The sequence below is a fragment of the Streptomyces sp. NPDC001348 genome, assembly GCF_053597535.1.
In genome coordinates this window covers 170,408-185,193 of record NZ_JBSFIK010000009.1, presented here as the reverse complement: position 1 = coordinate 185,193, position 14,786 = coordinate 170,408, and the positions used below count along the sequence as shown (strand labels likewise).

Here is a 14,786-nt window from a genome sequence, read left to right as displayed (position 1 = left end):
AGTCTCTGTGTCGAATGCGTGACCGTTCCGGTAGGTGGTCGTTAGGCCTGCTGGCGGGGTCTTCGGCACGGGCGGGGGTGGGGTGATGGGCGGGCTGCGCAAGGTTGCGGCGCCATTCGCGGTGCCAAGCCCGTCCGGGGTGGCTATCCGTGACAGCCTCAAGGGGCTGACCGGGCGGGACGGGAAGGTGCTGCGTCTGGTCGGTGACCTGCTCGGCTCTCTGGCCTGCCGGGATCTGAAGGCCCGTTGTGCGGCGGGCCTGGACCATGACAGTGACGGGTGGGCGCGGCGCAAGCGGGCTCTTACCGGTGAGTCCTCCTCACGCTGGGCGGGCAGCATCACCAAGGCCACACACGACCAGTGGGCGCTGGCCCGACGCGGTCAGCTCGCCCACCTCCAGCACCTCCAGGCAGGTGTGGACGCGATCGCGTACCGGCTGTCGTTGCCCATCGGGGCCAAGGGCTCGGGCGGCCGGCCGGGCGGGCGGGCGGTTATCGCTCGAAGAGGGAGTGGTTCGCCAAGTCCCGGCGCCTGCACCTGCTCGAAAACCGGCTGGAACATGAACGCGCGAAGTGGCAGGCCGGGCGTGTGCCAGTGGTGCGCGGCGGTAAGAAGCTGCTGCGCGCCCGGCACAACCTGGACGCCGCCCACCTGGGCGAGGCCGAGTGGCGCAGCCGGTGGGAGGCCGCACGCTGGTTCTGTCAGGCCGATGGCGAGTCGGGCAAGCGGTACGGCAACGAGACGATCCGGGTCAGCCCGGACGGTGAGGTGAGTATCAAACTCCCCGCGCCACTCGCCAGCCTGGCGAACGCTCCGCATGGCCGGTACGTGCTGGCCTGCCGGGTCGGTTTTCGGCACCGGGACGAGCAGTGGGCCGACCGCATCAGCGCGAACCGGGCCGTGGCCTACCGCATCCACTACGACGTGGGCCGTGACCGCTGGTACCTGACCGCCTCCTGGCAAAACCCGCCGGTGCAGACGGTCCCGCTGGAGACCGTCCGCGCCGCTGGGCTGATCGGTGTGGACATGAACGCCGACCATCTGGCCGCCTGGCGCCTGGACACCCACAGCAACCCGGTCGGCGCGCCGCGCAGGTTCGACTACGACCTGACCGGCACCACATCCCACCGGGACGCCCAGGTCCAGCACGCCCTGATCCGACTGCTGCACTGGGCCGAACGCCACCACCTGGCGATCGCCATCGAGGATCTGGACTTCACGGCGAACAAGACCCGGGAGAAGCACGGGCGGCGCAAACGCTTCCGCAAGCTGATCTCCGGCCTTCCCACCGCCAGGCTGCGCGCCAGGCTGGTGTCCATGGCCGCCGAACTCGGCATCCCCCTGGTCGCCGTCGACCCCGCCTACACCAGCCGCTGGGGCGCCCAGCACTGGCAGAAACCCCTGACCAGCACAACCAGGAAGATCACACGCCACGAGGCTGCCGCCGTGGCGATCGGAAGGCGCGCCCTGGGACACCCGATCCGGCTGGGGGTACCTCCCAGGCCCTTAAGGCACTGGGGGAGGACGGCACCGCCCCCACCGCACCAGCGTGATGCGGTGGGGCATCGGACCGTCCAGGCCGCACCGGGCATCCCGGGGCGTGAGGGAACCCGCCCCCGCATCCCCGGACCACGGACACGATCCGTGCGCGCCGGACGCGGAGCGAAAGCGGGCGACCAGCGTGCCCACAACCGTTCGGGACACGCGGCTGAGCACCAGTCCTGGCACCAGGACTCACTCCCGCTCAGTCTTTAGAAACGGTACGCGTGTGTCTGGGTCGCCTTGACCGTCGCCCAGACCGTGGCTCCGGGGCGGAGGTCGAGTTCGGCGGCGGCGACCGTGGTCAGGTCGGCCGCCAGGGGCAGTTCGCCGGTCAGCGCGGCGCGGATCCGGTCGCCGTGGGTCTCCAGGCCGGTGACCTCGCAGCGCCACAGGTTGCGGGCGCTGGAGCCGGTGGGGCGGTCGCGGTGGAGGGTGACCGCGCTGGGCGGGAAGGCGACGAAGACCGGACCGGTGAGGTCCTCCGCCGTCGTGATCGCGGCGCCGCCGTCGACGCGGACCGTGTGCCCTTCGGCCTCGCCCTGGTAGAGGTTGAGGCCGACCAGGTGGGCGATGTAGTCGGTGCGCGGGTGGCGGGCGATGTCGGCGGGGGTGCCCTCCTGCACGACGCGGCCGGCCTCGACCACGACGAGGTGGTCGGCCAGGACCATGGCGTCCAGCGGGTCGTGCGTGACCAGCACGGCGACCGCCTCGAACTCCGCGAGGTGGTGGCGGAGCCGGGCGCGTACGTCGAGGCGGGTGCGGGCGTCGAGCGCGGCGAGCGGCTCGTCCAGGAGCAGCAGGCGCGGGTGGGTGGCCAGGGCGCGGGCGAGGGCGACCCGCTGGGCCTGGCCGCCGGAGAGACGGCGCGGTTTGGCCGAGGCGTGTTCGGCGAGGCCCATGCGTTCCAGCCACTCGGCGGCCCGGGCGCGTGCCTCCGCCTTGCGCGCGCCGTGGCAGCGCGGCCCGAAGGCCACGTTGTCCAGGGCGGACAGATGGGGGAAGAGCAGGTAGTCCTGGAAGACGACGCCGACCGGGCGGGACTCGGGGCGGGTGCGGTCCAGTTCCGCGCCGTCCAGACGCAGATGGCCGCCGGTGAGCGGGACGAGGCCGGCGAGTGCGCGCAGCGCGGTGGTCTTGCCCGCGCCGTTGGGGCCGAGGAGCGCGACGACGTCACCGGGGGCCGCGGTCAGCGCCACGTCGAGGCGGAAGGAGCCGCGCTCGACGAGGAGACGGGCGTCGAGACCCGCGCCGCCCGGACCGGTGGCGGCCCGCCGCACGGCCTTGCCGGTGCGCGCCTTCTCCGTGCCGGTCTTCTCCGTGCCGGTCTTCTCCGCGCCGGTCTTCTCCGTGCCGGTCTTCTCCGTGCCGGTCTTCTCCGTGCCGGTCTTCTCGGCGTCGGTCTTCCCGGTGCCGGTCATGAGGCGGTCATCCAGCGGTCCCGCAGCCCGGCCAGCACCGCGACGGACACGGCCAGCAGGACCAGGCTGAGGGCGATCGCCGTCTCGGGGTCGTTCTGCAGGGCGAGGTAGACGGCCAGCGGCATGGTCTGGGTACGGCCAGGGAAGTTGCCGGCGAAGGTGATCGTCGCGCCGAACTCGCCGAGCGCGCGGGCCCACGCCAGTACCGCGCCGGCCGCGATGCCGGGGGCGATCAGTGGGAGCGTGACCCGGCGGAACGCGGTGAAACGGGAGGCCCCCAGCGTGGTGGCCGCCTCCTCGTAGCGCGGGTCGGCCGCCCGCAGCGTGCCCTCCACACTGATCACGAGGAACGGCATCGCCACGAACGCCTCGGCGACCACGACCCCGGCGGTGGTGAACGGCAGGGTGATCCCGAACCAGGAGTCCAGCAGCTTCCCGACGACCCCGTTGCGGCCCAGGGCCATCAGCAGGGCCACCCCGCCGACCACCGGCGGCAGCACCAGCGGCAGGGTGACCAGCGCCCGGACGAGCCCGCGCCCGGGGAACTCGACCCGGGCCAGCAGCCAGGCCAGCGGCACCCCGAGCACCAGGCTGACCGCGGTCGCCGCCGTCGCGCACACCAGGGACAGCCGCAGCGCCTGCCACACCTCGGCGCTCGCCAGCAGGTCGGGCATGCTCCGCCAGGGCGCCCGCACCAGCAGGGCGACGAGCGGCAGGACCAGGAAGGCCAGGCCGATCAGCGCGGGCAGGAGGAGCGGCAGCGGTGCGCCCCCGCGGACGCGCCGGGGCTGCCGCGGGCCACCGGTGAGGGTGTCCGCGGGGCCGGCGTCGTCCGGGGGAGTGGAGGTCACGGCTTGAGGAACCCCGCTCGGGACAGGACCTTCTGGCCCTCGGCGGACCGCACGAACCCGACGAACGCCTCGGCGGTGGCGGCGTGCTTCGAGTCCTTGAGCGGCGTGATCGGGTAGTCGTTGACGGCCTTGGCCGACTCGGGGAACTCCACGCCCTCCACCTTGTCACCCGCGGCCTTCACATCGGTCTTGTAGACGACCGCGGCGTCGGCCTCCTTCAGTACCACCTTGTTCAGAGCGGCCTTGACGTCCTGCTCGTAGGAGACGGGCGTGAGTTTCAGCCCGCTGGCCTCCAGGGCCTTCTGGGCTGCCGCACCGCACGGCACCGTCCTGTCGCACAGTACGACCTTCAGCCCGGACCTGGTGAGGTCCTTCAGGGAGGTGACCTTGTCGGGGTTGCCCGGCAGGGTGGCGATCTCCAGCTGGTTGCGCACGAAGGTGGCGGGCGGGCCGGCCGCGTCGCCCCTGTCCGTGACGATCTTCATCGTCTTCGGGCTGGCCGCGGCGAACACATCGGCCGGGGCGCCACCGGTGATCTGCGCGGCCAGGGTGTCGCTGCCGCCGAAGCTGAAGGTCACCTTCGTGCCGGGGTGGGCCTTCTCGAACTCCTTGCCCAGTGTCGTGAAGCTCTCCTTCAGGGAGGCCGCGGCGAAGACGGTCACCGTGCCGGAGAGCTTGTCCGAGGCGGAGCCCGACTTCACCGACGCCGGGCCGTCGGACGACGAGCAGGCACTCAGAGCCACCAGGGCAGCGGCGCCTGCGCCGGTCACCTGCAGCGTCCGGCGGGTCCGGCATGCGGAACGGGTCATCACGGGGCCACTCCCTCAAGGTCCTGACGGACTCGTCTACGGCATCGATCATAGTCCCGCAACTGCGGCGCCGATGAGTGGTTTCCCCTCGCATAAGCAGGGACAAGAACCTCCAGTGCTGGCATGTGCGTCTGTACGACGGCAGCGGCCCGCCCCGCGTAGCCGGCCGTCACCCGCTGCCGATAGGTTCGTCGACGCGATGCAGGCCGGTGTCCGGCTCCGAACCCGGCCCGCGGCACGGCCTTCCGTACCGCACCGTCGTCCACGCTCGCCGCCTACCCGAGAAGGCCCGCAGCCCATGACGCCCGACCTGTTACTGATCGTCGGCATCACCGCCGTGGTCGTGGTGAGCCAGTTCTCCGCACGACCGGTCAGGCCGCTGACGTATCTGTGGGTCGCTCTCCTGATCGCGCGCGGCTGTGTGCCCCCGGGGCCGAGCCGTACCACCGCGGCCGGCGTCGCGTTCCTCGTCGCCGGGCTGGTCGTGTCGGCCGTCGCCGGGATCCTGCGCGGCCGTACCATGCCGATGTGGCGGGACGCGGACGGGCGGCTCCACCGCAAGGGCGGTCGCACGACCCTGCTCCTCTGGCTCGCCACGGTCGTCGTCAAACTGGGGCTCGGCGCGGTCGCGGAGGTGGCGTTCGGCGAGCCGTTCAACGGCGACGCCCTGTGGCTCGGCCTCGGCGTCACGCTGGGCGTCCAGCAGCTGGTGATGACACGTCACGGCCGCCGGCTGCCGGTGCCGGAACCCGCTGGGCGGCCGTCGGGCCGTACCACCGCGGAGCGGTGACCGCAGGTCAGTACCCGGGCACCCTCTTACCGCGGCACGACGGCCGCGAACACTCCCCGTGCGGCCGATCCGTCCGGCCAGGTCCACCCGGCGACGAGGCATCCGGCCGGAGCGTGCTCGGTCTCCGATGACCGCAGGACGCGGTCGACCCGGACCTCGAACCCGTCGCCGGGGCCGGCTCCGTGCACGGTGACCGTCGGGTCGGGAGTGTCGCTCTCGTTCTGGTGCTGCGGTGTCGCCTCACCGCGCAGCAGGGCGCGCAACCGCGCCCTCACCACCGGGTCGTGGACGCCGTCGTAGATCCACCTGGTGCCGAGCACCCCGTGCTCCGCCGTGCCGATCAACGACTCGCCGGGGGCGCCCTCCAGCGCGGCACCGCGGTAACCCATCGGCACCAGATACGCCACCCGCTCCCGCGCGGTGGCGTCGGCCACGACCATGAACTCGATCCCGACCTCGCCCTCCGGATCGTCCAGCCGGAACCCACCGGCCTTGACCAGTTCCGGCGTCCGAGCGTCGCCCAGGTACCAGTTCTGCTTCGGCAGCCATCCGGTGAGCAGTTCCAGCTTGGTGGGCGTCATGGTGGTGCGGTGGATGGTGGCCATGCGTTCGAACCTATAGGAATGCGCCGCGCTTCGCGGTCAAAGGGGCTCATGACCGAGGACGGCCAGATAGGCGCCGTAGGCCAGGGACGCGGCGGCCAGGGCGCCACCCACCAGCACGGCCCGGGCCGGGCGTGCGTACCAGGCCCGTACGATCCCCCGCGCCGCGGGGATGAGCAGGGGGAAGGCCGGCACCAGGAAGCGGGGCTTGGACGAGAAGGGGCCGGACATCGCGAGCACCAGCACAAGCAGCACGCCGGCGAAGACCACCAGCGCCGGCGGAGGACGTTCCAGGCACAGCAGGCAGAACAACAGGACGCTCACCGCGACGACGATCACGGCGACCGGGAAGACGACCCTGCCGCCGTGCAGGAGCAGCGCCTTGACGAACCGCAGCGAACCCACGCCGAAATCGAGGCGGGAGTTCCAGGCGCTCTGCACCCGGAAGTAGCCGTGGAACAGGTCACCCGTCCGCCTTCCCACCCACAGCACGTAGCCCGCCCAGCCCAGCGGGGCGAGAGCGGCGCCGATCCAGAGCCGGCCGGGAACCCGTCCACGCCGCCGCACGACCTCGTACGCGGCCGCGGCGACCACGGCCACGGCAGCGGCGATACCGCTCGGCCGGGACAGCCCCGCCAGTGCCGCGAGAGCGCCCGCGGTCAGCCAGCGGCCCCTGAGCACGGCGTACAGCGACCACGCGGCGCATGCGGTGAACAGCGGCTCGGTGTAGGCCAGGCCGAGAACGACCGAGTGCGGCAGTGACGCCCACAGCAGGACCAGAGCGGTGGCGACCGCCCGCCCGTGGAGATGGTGGCCGACCGCGTACACCCCGCACGCGGCGAGCGCCGCCGCGGCCCAGGCGATCAGCAGCCCGGCCTGTCCCGGAGAGAGCGGCAGGACGTCCCGCAGAGCCCGGGTGAGTTCCGGGTACAGGGGGAAGAACGCCCAGTCCGTCTGGACCGCGCCCCGGATGACCCGGAACCGGGTGCCGTAACCGTGCTCGGCGATGTGCAGGTACCAGACCGAGTCCCACGAATGAGCCAGGCTCTGCGTCGCGCTCCGGCCGACGGCGTGGTCGAGCGCGGCCACGGCGGCGACGCCGGCCAGGCGGAGGGCGGAGGCGAGGGCCAGCGCGGGTAGCAGCCCCGGCGGGCCCTGCCAGCGACGCCGCCGGGCCACGTGGGGACTGCTGGATCGCCGAAGCGCCGGGAAAGTGCTCACCCTTCGACCGTGACCGACCGGCATGACGGACGCATCCCGAACAGGCCGTTCGGCGCTGTCGGGGCTTGCGGGCGTCCGTCGGGGTCGGCGGGCGTGCGTCGGGTCGGCGGGCGTGCGTCAGGGGCGGCGGGCGTGCGTCAGGGCTTGCGGGCGACCGCGCAGAACTCGTCGATGTCGCGGGCCCGGCCGGTGTCCGTGGGGTCCGGGCGCCAGCGCGTCAGCGGGACGATGCCGGGTTCGAGCAGTTCCAGGCCCTGCACGTAGCCGCGGATGTGCTCGGGGGTGCGCATGACCATGGGGTGGGGACTGTTGTCGTTCCACTCCTTGGCGGCGTCGTCGGTACGGCCGCCGCCCACCGCGGTGGTGGTGTGCGTGAGCGCGAGACAGCTGCCGGGGGCCATGGCGTCGCGCAGGTGGCGCATGATGCCGGCTGCCTCGTCGTCGTCCGTGATGAACAGCAGGACGCCGAGCAAGGTGATGGCGACCGGTTGGGTGAAGTCGAGCGTGCGGGCGGCCTCCTCGAGGATCCGGCCGGGGTCGCGCAGGTCGGCCTCGATGTAGTCGGTCTTGCCCTCGGGGGTGCTGCGCAGCAGTGCTTCGGCGTGGCGCAGGACGATGGGGTCGTTGTCGACGTAGACGACGCGTGCCTCGGGCGCGAGGCGCTGGGCCACTTCGTGGGTGTTGTCGGCGGTGGGCAGGCCGGTGCCGATGTCGAGGAACTGGCGAATGCCGCAGTCGACGGCGAAGTGGGTGATGACTCGCCGGAGGAAGGCCCGCTGCAGTCGGGCCATGTCCGCGATCTCGGGATAGATGGTGAGGATGGCGTCCCCGGCCTCACGGTCGGCCTCGTAGTTGTCCTTGCCGCCGAGCCAGTAGTTCCAGGTGCGGGCGGGGTGGGCCGTGGTGGGGGCGAAGCCGGCTAAGCGCTCTTCTCGCATGACACACGTCCTGAAGTCGTTGTGGGCGGAGAGGGGGCGTGCGCGCCGTGCTGCGGTGCATCACGCACACTGCGCCGGTTCTAACACAGCCCTGATCGAAGACGGTCACGTTTTCGGCCGAGACCTGGCACAGCGCACCTCGGGCCCCGGAGACCGAGCCCTTCGTCGACGACGGACGACGGACGATGACGGCGGACGGCGGACGGCGGACGGCGAGGGCGGGACCGGGGAGTCCCGCCCGGACATCAAGAGCAGTGCACCGCGACTTGGACGAAGACGCGTACCAGTGGGCTGCGTGCCGTCCTCGGCCAGGCCACGACGAGATCGCTGGGCGGGCGATCGCTCAAGGGGACGACGACCAGGCCGGCGGGCAACGGCTGGTCGACGGGAGCGAGAGCCGATGTGCCGTTCCACAGGACCGCTTGCAGGCACTCCTGGATCGTTCGCATGACCGGCGACGCGTCGTCGCCCTCACCGCCGGTCCAGTACGCCGTCCAGGCCGGATCGGCGCCGTCCGGCAGCCGCACCCACCGGCGGCCGCCGAGGTCGGCCGACGAGACCGAGGCGTGGCCGGCCAGCGGATCGTCGTCACGCACGACCACTCCGACGGGTACCGAGCGCAGGACGCGGGTGCTGATGCCGGTGTCGTCGAAGGGAGTCCGGGTGATCGCCACGTCGACCAGCCCGGCGCGAAGTCCGGCCGTCGGGTCGCCGAGGTCGGTTTCGTGGAGGGTGACGGGGACGTGCGGACAGCGGGCCCGGAAGTGCGCGACCAGTCGGCCGCCGACCTGTTCGGCGGCGTCCGCCAGGGTCCCGACGGCGAGGGTCGCCGTACCCGCGGCGGCGGCCACTTGCCTGCGGATCCGGTCGGCTCGCGTCAGCAACGCCCCCGTCTCGTCGTACAGAACCTTTCCGGCGGGCGTGAGGGTGACGCCTCTGGAGGTGCGTTCGAACAGCAGGACGCCGAGTTCGTCCTCGAGTTGCCGGATCGCGCGGCTCAGCGGCGGCTGCGTCATGTGCAGGCGGTTCGCCGCCCGGCCGATGTGGCGCTCCTCGGCGACGGCGACGAAATACCGGAGCGAGCGAAGGTCCACCTCGAGCACGATACCCGTGCGGTATCGGGCGTTCCCGAAGGGACTTGGACGGCGGACACCACGGCGGCCGACGCTGGAAGCGACAGAGCCGACGACAAGGAGGATCCATGGCCGCCCCCGCCCTCACGGTCGGTTGCTTCCCGTACGACACGACGCGGGCCCTGTTCGACGGGACCGTGAGCACCGACGGTGTCGACTTCACGATGAAGACCGCAGCCACCCTGCCGGAGCTCTTCGACCGGCTGATCCGCGGGGACGAGTTCGACGTCGCAGAGCTCGGACTCACCTTCTACCTGCGGTTGCTGGAGACCGGACTGCCGTTCGTGGCACTGCCCGTCTTCCCGAACCGCGTGTTCCGCCACTCGTGCGTCTACGTCAACGCGCACAGCGGGATCAGGGAACCGAGCGACCTCGCGGGCAGGACCATCGGTGAGTTCGGCGTCTACGGTCAGGACTCCGGTGTGTGGGCCAAGGGGATCCTGATGGACGAGTACGGATTCGCACCCGAGGAGAGCCGCTGGGTGATCGGCGGCCTCGAACACCCCGCGCCCCCCTTCGACTTCATCCCCCATCCGCACCCGGCCGACGTCGACGTGCGCGTCGCGCCCGCGGGAAGGACACTGAGCGCGATGCTCGACGCCGGTGAGATCGACGCGCTGTTCTCGGCGAACGTCCCGCAGTGCGTGCTCGACGGATCCCCGAACGTCACCCGGCTGTTCCCCGACTACGAGCCGCTGGAACGCGACTACTACCGGCGGACCGGCATCTTCCCGATGATGCACACCATCGTCGTCCGGCGGGAACTGCTCCGGGAGCATCCCGGGCTCGCGCACGGCGTCCACCGTGCCTTCTCCCGGGCGAAGGACGCCGCCGCCGAACGCTACCGCCAGAGCCGCAGGCTCTACCAGGTCCAGACCATGATCCCGTGGATGAACGCCCTGGTGGACCGCAACGGTGAGGAGTTCCCCGAGGACTGGTGGCCCTACGGCATCGCGGCCAACCGCGCCGCCCTCGACACCTGCCTGCGCTACCACCACGAGCAGGGACTGACCGGCTGGCAGTGGAGGATCGAGGACGTCTTCGCCGCGGAACTGCTCGACACGTAGCCGCCGTCTCCCGGACGTCACGGAGCGTCTGCCGTCGCGGGCCGGGTGGAGTGTCCGGTGAGGTTCTCGGGCCGCAGGAGCGTGTCCAGTTGGTCGGCGGTGAGCAGGCCGGCCTCGGCGGCGAGGTCCCTGACGGCGCGGCCGGTGGCCAGGGCCTGGCGGGCGAGGGCGGTGCCGGCGGCGTAGCCGATGTGCGGGGCGAGCGCGGTGACCAGTCCGATGGAACGGTGGACGCTGTCGTGAAGGTGTTCGCGGTTGGCGGTGATGCCGGGGACACAGCGCGTGGCGAGGGTGTCGCAGGCGGCGCGCAGATGGGTCAGGGAGCGCAGCAGGCTGTAGGCGATGACGGGTTCGAAGGCGTTGAGCTGGAGCTGACCGGCCTCGGCGGCCATGGTGACGGTCAGATCGTTGCCGATGACCTCGAAGGCGACCTGGTTGACGACTTCGGGGATGACCGGGTTGACCTTGCCGGGCATGATCGACGAACCGGCCTGCACCGGCGGCAGGTTGATCTCGCCGAGTCCGGCTGTCGGGCCGGACGAGGTCAGGCGCAGGTCGTTGCAGGTCTTGGAGAGTTTCACGGCGACGCGCTTGAGGACGCCGGACAGCTGGACGAAGGCGCCGCAGTCCTGCGTGGCCTCGATGCGGTCGCCTGCGGGCCGGACGGGTTCGCCGCTGAGCTCGGCGAGATACGCGCAGGCGAGTTCCGCGTAGCGGGGGTGGCCGTTGATACCCGTGCCGATCGCGGTGCCGCCGAGATTCGACTCCAGCAGCAGTGCGGCAGCCTCGGTGAGGCGTTGCCGGTCCTCCTCGATCATGACGGCGTACGTGGTGAATTCCTGGCCCAGCGTCATGGGCACGGCGTCCTGGAGCTGAGTGCGGCCCATCTTCAGTACGGCGCCGAACTCCGTCGCCTTCTCGGTGAACGCCGCGGCCAGTGCCCCCAGCGAGTCGCCGAGCCGGCGCAGTGAGGTGACCAGGGCCAGGCGTACGGCGGTGGGGTAGACGTCGTTGGTGCTCTGGCCGAGGTTGACGTGGTCGAGGGGGTGGACCACGTCGTAGCGGCCACGCGGGTGGCCGAGGACCTCCAGGGCACGGTTGGCGATGACCTCGTTGGCGTTCATGTTCGTGGAGGTGCCGGCTCCGCCCTGGACCGGGTCGACGACGAACTGCTCGGTGAACCGTCCGGCGCGGATCTCCTCGCACGCTCGGACGATCGCGTCGGCGAGGTCCGGGGGGAGCAGGGCGAGGTCGCGGTTGGCCTGGGCGGCGGCCTGCTTGACCGCGGCCAGTGCGGCGATCAGCTCGGGGAACCGGGCGATGGTCGAACCGGTGATCGTGAAGTTCTCCACGGCCCGCACGGTGTGGACGCCGTAGTAGGCGTCGGCGGGCACCTCCTTGTCTCCGACCAGGTCGTGCTCGATGCGTGTGGGCTGAGCCATCTGCTGCTCCTCGTCACTGCCGCCGGACGTAGGCGGGGTTTCCGGCGGGACCCCTTGACAGGCCACCGCGTCCGGCCTCAGTGTTGCCGACCAACATGCAGAACGCAATATATTGCATAGCCCAGGAGTTCTGATGGACACCGTTCACCCCCTCCCCACCGGCACGGACACCCCACCGCCACGCCCCGCCGGGCTCTGGCGGCGCTGTCTCCGGATGCCCATCGGCGTACAGTCGGTCGTCGCCGTCGGCCTCGGCGCCCTCATCGGATCTCTCGCCCCGTCCGCGGGCGAGCAGCTGAAGATCCTCGGAGACGTGTTCCTGAATCTGGTGCAGGTCGTCGTCCTGCCCCTGGTCTTCCCGCTCATCGTGCTGGGCATCGCCCGCATGGAGTCGGTCAAGAAGGTCGGCCGGACAGCCGGCAAGGCCATCCTGTACTTCGAGATCGTCACCACCGTCGTCCTGCTGATCGCGGTGGGGCTGGCCAAGCTCACGGGGATCGGCAAGGGCGCGCCCGTCCACGGGGCCGACGCCAGGGACCTGGACGGTCTGAACCAGGGCGTCGACTTCCACGAACTGGTCCTGCACGCCGTACCGAAGAACATCTTCGCCGCGTTCGGCGAGGGCAACCTGCTGGGCGCGATCGTCTTCGCCCTCCTCGTGGGCGTGGCGATGGCCGCGATCGGGGAGAAGTCCGAGCCCTTCGCCTCGGTCCTGGAGTCCGTCGCAGCGGTGATGTTCAAGGTCGTCGGATACGTCATCCGGGTCGCGCCGCTGGGTGTGCTCGGCTTCATCTCGTACGACGTCGCCTACTACGGCTTCGGCAACCTGCGCAGCCTGCTGGGCTTCATCGCCGTGGTCTACGCGGGCCTGGCCGTCGTCGTCGGCGTGCTCTTCCCGGTCATCGCCGCGATCTACCGCATCCGCTACGTCGCCCTGCTGAAGTCGATCGCCGGGCTGGCCGGGATCGCCTTCGTCACCCGCAGCTCCGAGTCGGTCCTGGCCCCTCTGATGGGCAAGCTCGAAGCATTCGGCCTCAGCCGCTCCACGACCTCCCTGGTCGTCCCGCTCGGCTACTCCTTCAACACCGACGGCTCGGTCCTCTACCAGGCGACCGCACTGGTCTTCCTCGCCAACGCCTACGGCACGGACACCTCCCTGCCGGCCCTGCTGCTCATGGTCGGCGTGCTGGTGATCCTCTCCAAGGGCATGGCCGGCGTCGCCTCCGCCTCGATCGTCGTCCTCATCGCCGCGGGGAACTCCATCGGCCTGCCCGCCGAAGGCATCGCCCTGCTCCTCGGCGTCGACTTCATCGTCGACATGGCCCGCACCGGCGTGAACGTCATCGGCAACTCGCTCGCCGCCGCGGTCGTCGACAGCTCCGAGAACCGGCGCGAAGCCAGACTCGGCAGGCGCGAACCCTCCCGCACCCGGGCCGAGTCCGAGGGCACGGCTTTCCAGAAGGAACCCGCACGGTGACCACCCCCGCTCCCGCCACCGAGATCATCGGCATCCTCGGCGGCATGGGGCCGGCAGCCACGGCCGACTTCTACACCAAGCTGGTCTCGATGACCCCCGGCTCCAGCGACCAGGACCATCTCCGGACGGTCATCTGGTCCGACCCGACCATCCCCGACCGCACCGAGGCCCTGCTGGGCGACGGCCCCGACCCCACCCCCTGGCTCCTCGACGGCAGCCGCCTCCTGCGCGAAGCCGGCGCCACCGTCATCGCCATCCCCTGCAACACGGCCCACGCGTTCGTCCCGCGCATCGCCGACCACGTCGGCCTGCCCATCGTCCACATGATCGGTGAGGTCGCCCGGCATCTCACCACGCTCACCCCCCGCATCCACACCGCGGGGCTGCTCGCCACGACCGGCACTGTCCGGGCCGGCCTGTACCAGGAGTGGCTGGACCGCTTCGGCGTCCGACTCGCACTCCCCGACGCCACCAGCCAGAACCACGAGGTCATGACCGCCATCCGCATGGTCAAGGCGGGCAGCGGCGGCGACACGGCGACCCGGCTCCTGTGCCGCGCCGCTCAACGCCTGACCGGGCAAGGAGTGCAGGCGGTCATCGCCGGCTGCAGCGAGATTCCGCTCGGCCTGTCCGCCGACGCCGTGGACGTCCCCCTCATCGATCCGGCGCTCGTCCTGGCCGAGGCCCTCGTCCGCCGGGCCGCCACCGAGCGCCCGGCCGGGCGGAGCGAGCAAGGACAGGACCTGACAGCGATGTACTGTACGCAATATGTCACTCGACCGCCCAGTCTCTCGCCGCCTCCTCAGTGACGAGGTCTTCGACCGCCTGCGCGACTCCATCGTGCGTGGGGAACTCGCCCCGGGTGAAAAGGTCAAGGACGGTGAGCTCGCCGAGCGCCTCGGTCTCAGCCGCACCCCGGTGCGCGAGGCGCTCGCCCGGCTCGCCGACATCGGCCTGGTCGAAGCGAAGCCGGGCGTCTACACCCGTATCACCACCCTCAACCGCCGCGACGTCGCCAAGACCCTCGCCGTCCTGCGCTCCCTCGACCAACTCGCCGTGGAGACAGCGGTTCCGGTCATGACCGAGCAGGACCTGCAGCGCATGCGCGAGGCCAACCGCGACTTCGAACAGGCCGTCGCCGCCAACGACACCACAGCCGCCCTCGCCGCCGACGACCGCTTCCACGCCGTCCCCATCACGGCCGCGGACAACCCCGTGCTCAGCCGGATCATCGAGCAACTGCACCCGCAGATCCACCGCATCCTCTACCGCAAGTTCTCCACCCTGCTGGGCGGCCGCAACACCATCGAACACCACGACCAGCTCATAGCCGTCTGCGGCGGCGGCGACGCCCACGCCGCCGCCGAACTCTCCGGACGCCACTGGTCCGAACTCGGCGGACACATCAACGACCTTTTCGACAGCAACCAGTTCGCCGAAGCGGTGACCGGCTGAAACGCCGACGCCTGGGGGCTCACGTGGAGCGGGTCGGAAGG

The 14,786-nt window shown here is 71.2% G+C and carries 13 protein-coding genes and 1 pseudogene; 6 read left to right on the top strand and 8 right to left on the bottom strand.

Annotated elements, in window-relative coordinates; all coding sequences use genetic code 11:
• Positions 1-85: 85 nt before the first annotated feature.
• A pseudogene (locus ACWC21_RS12855) lies at positions 86-1,755 on the top strand (IS200/IS605 family accessory protein TnpB-related protein).
• Here the strand turns inward: ACWC21_RS12855 and ACWC21_RS12850 are convergent.
• Genes ACWC21_RS12850 through modA form a run of 3 tightly spaced genes read right to left on the bottom strand, consistent with a single transcriptional unit; the run spans position 1,752 to position 4,620 of the window.
• A complete protein-coding gene (locus ACWC21_RS12850; RefSeq protein ID WP_450880979.1) occupies positions 1,752-2,960 on the bottom strand; it encodes an ABC transporter ATP-binding protein in 1,209 nt (402 codons plus the stop codon). The pseudogene ACWC21_RS12855 and the gene ACWC21_RS12850 overlap by 4 nt on opposite strands.
• Positions 2,957-3,811, bottom strand: a complete 855-nt coding sequence (modB, locus tag ACWC21_RS12845) for a molybdate ABC transporter permease subunit (RefSeq protein ID WP_450880977.1) — start codon at positions 3,809-3,811, stop codon at positions 2,957-2,959. The genes ACWC21_RS12850 and modB overlap by 4 nt, the downstream gene beginning before the upstream one ends.
• Positions 3,808-4,620 (bottom strand): molybdate ABC transporter substrate-binding protein, encoded by an 813-nt coding sequence (gene modA, locus ACWC21_RS12840; RefSeq protein WP_450880975.1) that lies wholly within the window; start codon positions 4,618-4,620, stop codon positions 3,808-3,810. Before modA ends, modB begins: the two co-directional genes overlap by 4 nt.
• A 298-nt stretch (positions 4,621-4,918) precedes the next feature.
• Between modA and ACWC21_RS12835 the strand changes: the two genes are divergently transcribed.
• Positions 4,919-5,410, top strand: a complete 492-nt coding sequence (locus tag ACWC21_RS12835; RefSeq protein WP_450880973.1) for a hypothetical protein — start codon at positions 4,919-4,921, stop codon at positions 5,408-5,410.
• A gap of 26 nt (positions 5,411-5,436) precedes the next feature.
• On the opposite strand, the gene ACWC21_RS12830 is transcribed toward ACWC21_RS12835, so the two are convergent.
• From ACWC21_RS12830 to ACWC21_RS12815, 4 genes are all read right to left on the bottom strand, one after another.
• Entirely contained in the window at positions 5,437-6,015 is a 579-nt protein-coding gene (locus ACWC21_RS12830; RefSeq protein ID WP_450880971.1) for a maltokinase N-terminal cap-like domain-containing protein, read from the bottom strand.
• 36 nt (positions 6,016-6,051) lie between these two features.
• The gene (locus ACWC21_RS12825; RefSeq protein WP_450880969.1) at positions 6,052-7,233 is read right to left on the bottom strand and encodes a mannosyltransferase family protein; all 1,182 of its coding nucleotides are present in this window, start codon (positions 7,231-7,233) and stop codon (positions 6,052-6,054) included.
• A 137-nt stretch (positions 7,234-7,370) separates the two neighbouring features.
• Positions 7,371-8,171 carry an SAM-dependent methyltransferase gene (locus tag ACWC21_RS12820; protein ID WP_450880967.1) on the bottom strand — a complete coding sequence of 267 codons (801 nt, stop codon included), beginning with the start codon at positions 8,169-8,171 and terminating at the stop codon, positions 7,371-7,373.
• Between the two features lie 245 nt (positions 8,172-8,416).
• The gene (locus ACWC21_RS12815; RefSeq protein WP_450880965.1) at positions 8,417-9,265 is read right to left on the bottom strand and encodes a LysR family transcriptional regulator; all 849 of its coding nucleotides are present in this window, start codon (positions 9,263-9,265) and stop codon (positions 8,417-8,419) included.
• 107 nt (positions 9,266-9,372) lie between these two features.
• Between ACWC21_RS12815 and ACWC21_RS12810 the strand changes: the two genes are divergently transcribed.
• Positions 9,373-10,371, top strand: coding sequence for a 4,5-dihydroxyphthalate decarboxylase (locus tag ACWC21_RS12810; protein WP_450880963.1), 999 nt, complete (start codon positions 9,373-9,375; stop codon positions 10,369-10,371).
• Positions 10,372-10,388: 17 nt separating this feature from the next.
• On the opposite strand, the gene ACWC21_RS12805 is transcribed toward ACWC21_RS12810, so the two are convergent.
• The gene (locus ACWC21_RS12805) at positions 10,389-11,813 is read right to left on the bottom strand and encodes an aspartate ammonia-lyase (RefSeq protein ID WP_450880961.1); all 1,425 of its coding nucleotides are present in this window, start codon (positions 11,811-11,813) and stop codon (positions 10,389-10,391) included.
• A 133-nt stretch (positions 11,814-11,946) separates the two neighbouring features.
• On the opposite strand from ACWC21_RS12805, the gene ACWC21_RS12800 reads away from it, so the two are divergent.
• From ACWC21_RS12800 to ACWC21_RS12790, 3 genes are read left to right on the top strand one after another with little or no spacing between them, the layout of a single operon-like run.
• Positions 11,947-13,290, top strand: coding sequence for a dicarboxylate/amino acid:cation symporter (locus ACWC21_RS12800; protein ID WP_450880959.1), 1,344 nt, complete (start codon positions 11,947-11,949; stop codon positions 13,288-13,290).
• The gene (locus ACWC21_RS12795) at positions 13,287-14,099 is read left to right on the top strand and encodes an aspartate/glutamate racemase family protein (RefSeq protein WP_450880957.1); all 813 of its coding nucleotides are present in this window, start codon (positions 13,287-13,289) and stop codon (positions 14,097-14,099) included. The genes ACWC21_RS12800 and ACWC21_RS12795 overlap by 4 nt, the downstream gene beginning before the upstream one ends.
• Positions 14,059-14,745, top strand: coding sequence for a GntR family transcriptional regulator (locus ACWC21_RS12790; RefSeq protein ID WP_450880955.1), 687 nt, complete (start codon positions 14,059-14,061; stop codon positions 14,743-14,745). The genes ACWC21_RS12795 and ACWC21_RS12790 overlap by 41 nt, the downstream gene beginning before the upstream one ends.
• The last annotated feature ends 41 nt before the right edge of the window (positions 14,746-14,786 follow it).

What these genes read in the sequence shown, in the direction of transcription:
- ACWC21_RS12790 (WP_450880955.1), top strand. Translation starts at nt 14,059, where the DNA reads ATGTCACTCGACCGCCCAGTCTCTCGCCGCCTCCTCAGTGACGAGGTC.
- ACWC21_RS12830 (WP_450880971.1), bottom strand. Translation starts at nt 6,015, where the DNA reads ATGGCCACCATCCACCGCACCACCATGACGCCCACCAAGCTGGAACTG.
- ACWC21_RS12850 (WP_450880979.1), bottom strand. Translation starts at nt 2,960, where the DNA reads ATGACCGGCACCGGGAAGACCGACGCCGAGAAGACCGGCACGGAGAAG.
- ACWC21_RS12835 (WP_450880973.1), top strand. Translation starts at nt 4,919, where the DNA reads ATGACGCCCGACCTGTTACTGATCGTCGGCATCACCGCCGTGGTCGTG.
- ACWC21_RS12810 (WP_450880963.1), top strand. Translation starts at nt 9,373, where the DNA reads ATGGCCGCCCCCGCCCTCACGGTCGGTTGCTTCCCGTACGACACGACG.
- ACWC21_RS12820 (WP_450880967.1), bottom strand. Translation starts at nt 8,171, where the DNA reads ATGCGAGAAGAGCGCTTAGCCGGCTTCGCCCCCACCACGGCCCACCCC.
- ACWC21_RS12805 (WP_450880961.1), bottom strand. Translation starts at nt 11,813, where the DNA reads ATGGCTCAGCCCACACGCATCGAGCACGACCTGGTCGGAGACAAGGAG.
- ACWC21_RS12800 (WP_450880959.1), top strand. Translation starts at nt 11,947, where the DNA reads ATGGACACCGTTCACCCCCTCCCCACCGGCACGGACACCCCACCGCCA.
- modA (WP_450880975.1), bottom strand. Translation starts at nt 4,620, where the DNA reads ATGACCCGTTCCGCATGCCGGACCCGCCGGACGCTGCAGGTGACCGGC.